The 2291-nt window shown below is 68.3% G+C and carries 2 protein-coding genes and 1 pseudogene; all 3 read left to right on the top strand.

Annotation, left to right across the window (positions count from 1 at the left end; genetic code table 11):
- Positions 1 to 844, top strand: an 844-nt coding sequence (locus VFF46_RS03645) for a cytochrome c (protein WP_325035567.1), incomplete at its 5' end; no start/stop codon positions are given.
- Positions 841 to 1890: a ubiquinol-cytochrome c reductase iron-sulfur subunit gene (locus VFF46_RS03640; protein WP_325035566.1), complete on the top strand. Its 1050-nt coding sequence runs from the start codon at positions 841 to 843 to the stop codon at positions 1888 to 1890. The genes VFF46_RS03645 and VFF46_RS03640, both read left to right, overlap by 4 nt.
- A pseudogene (locus tag VFF46_RS03635) lies at positions 1887 to 2291 on the top strand (ubiquinol-cytochrome c reductase cytochrome b subunit); the annotation flags it as partial. The gene VFF46_RS03640 and the pseudogene VFF46_RS03635, both read left to right, overlap by 4 nt.

Raw genomic sequence — 2291 nt, 5'->3', positions numbered from 1 at the left:
GTCACCGGCGCGCTTTCTCTCCGCGCGACGACGGCACCGGTCCGCCGGCCTCGTCGTGCTCCTGTTCGGCCTCCTGGCAGTGGGTTCGGCGTACGCCGCCTTCGCCCCTGACAACGCGGTGGCGGACAACTCGGCCCAGTCGCAGCAGATCGAGGAGGGCAAGAAGCTCTTCGCGGTCGGCTGTTCCAGCTGCCACGGCCTCAATGCCGAGGGCGGTACGAACGGCGCGGGCAAGTTCACCGCACCGTCGCTGATCGGAGTCGGAGCGGCCGCGGTCGACTTCCAGGTCGGCACCGGCCGGATGCCCGCCCAGCAGCCGGGTGCGCAGATCCCCCGCAAGCCGCCGGTCTACTCGCAGGCCGAGATCGAGGCCCTGGCGGCGTACGTCGCCTCGCTGGCCCCCGGCCCCGCCGTACCGGCCTCGGACGCGTACGACGTGAGCAAGGCCACCGACGAGCAGGTCACCCGGGGCGGCGAGCTGTTCCGCACCAACTGCACCGCGTGCCACAACTTCGCCGGCCGCGGCGGCGCGCTGCCGAACGGCAAGTTCGCGCCGTCGCTGATGGGCGTCAGCGAGAAGCACATCTACGAGGCGATGCTGACCGGTCCGCAGCAGATGCCGGTCTTCTCCGACCAGGTCATGCAGCCGCAGGACAAGGCGGACATCATCGCCTACCTGAAGGCGCTGCAGAACCAGAAGGACCCGGGCGGCTTCGGCCTCGGCCGGCTCGGCCCGGTCTCCGAGGGCCTGTGGGGCTGGTTCGTCGGAATCGGCCTGCTGGTCGGCGTAGCGGTCTGGATCGGCGCCAAGGGCGTCAAGGCCAAGGGAGCGAAGGCCGAATGAGTGACTCGAAGAACCTTCCGGTGAAGGCCGAGGAGGAGCACGGCGCGGTCGAGGTGGCGGAGCCGATCCCCGACCCGGGGATGGAGCCGCACGAGCCGCGGATCACCGACATCGACCCGAAGGCCGCCGACCGCGTCGAGCGGCAGGTGTCGGGGATGTTCGGCCTGGCGACGCTGCTGGTGCTCGGCGCCTGTGTCGCGTACTTCGCGATCCCGCGGGACTCCTACATCCAGTTCGGCCCGCTGACCGGCAACGCGAACAACATGACGCTGGGCCTGTGCATCGGGCTCGCGCTGTTCCTGATCGGTGCCGGCGCGATCCAGTGGGCCAAGAAGCTGATGGTCGACGAGGAGATCGCCGAGGACCGGCACGCGGCGCACTCGTCGCCGGAGCAGATCGCCGAGATCACCGAGGCGTTCAAGCAGGGCACCGCGGAGTCCGGCTTCGGCCGCCGCAAGATGATCCGGAACTCGCTGATCGGCGCCCTCGGCGCGCTCGGCCTGCCGGCCATCGTGCTGCTCCGCGACCTCGGCCCGCTGCCCGGCCGCGCGCTGTACAACACGATCTGGGCGAAGGGCATCCGGGTCGTCAACGACGTCACGAACCGCCCGATCAAGCCGTCCGACCTGGTCGTCGGCCAGCTGGTCAACGGCGCACCGGCGAACCTGGCGCCGATGCAGGAGCAGGACCCGGTCGCGTACCAGAACGCCCGGGCGAAGGCCGCCGTGATCATGGTCCGGATCAAGCCCAGCGAGATCCGCACCAGGCCCGGCCGGGAGAACTGGGGCATCGACGGGATCCTCTGCTACTCGAAGATCTGCACCCACGTCGGCTGCCCGATCTCGCTGTACGAGCAGACCACGCACCACGTGCTGTGCCCCTGTCACCAGTCGACCTTCGACCTGTCCGACGGCGCCAAGGTCGTCTTCGGCCCTGCTGCCCGGCCGCTTCCTCAGCTACCGTTGGCGTTGGACAGCGAGGGCTACCTGGTAGCGCAGAGCGGCTTCACCGAGCCGGTCGGCCCGAGCTTCTTCGAACGAGGGTGACAACAGTGTCAGCAAACACAGAGTTCCCCGGACCGGTGAAATGGTTCGACGATCGCCTCGGCATCGCGAAGATCGGGAAGAAGAACCTCCGGAAGGTCTTCCCGGACCACTGGTCCTTCATGCTGGGCGAGATCGCGCTCTACAGCTTCATCATCCTGATCCTGACCGGTACGTTCCTGACCTTCTGGTTCAAGCCCTCGATGGCCGAGGTCACGTACAACGGTTCGTACAGCCTGCTCAAGGGCGTGCACATGTCGGAGGCGTACGCCTCCACGCTGAACCTCAGCTTCGACATCCGCGGCGGCCTGCTGATCCGGCAGATCCACCACTGGGCGGCCGTGCTGTTCATCGCCGCGATGATGGTGCACCTGCTCCGGATGTTCTTCACCGGCGCGTTCCGC

This window comes from Kribbella sp. (assembly GCF_035655035.1).
In the GTDB taxonomy this organism is placed as follows: Bacteria; Actinomycetota; Actinomycetes; order Propionibacteriales; family Kribbellaceae; genus Kribbella.
This window is presented reverse-complemented; position numbering and strand designations above follow the sequence as displayed.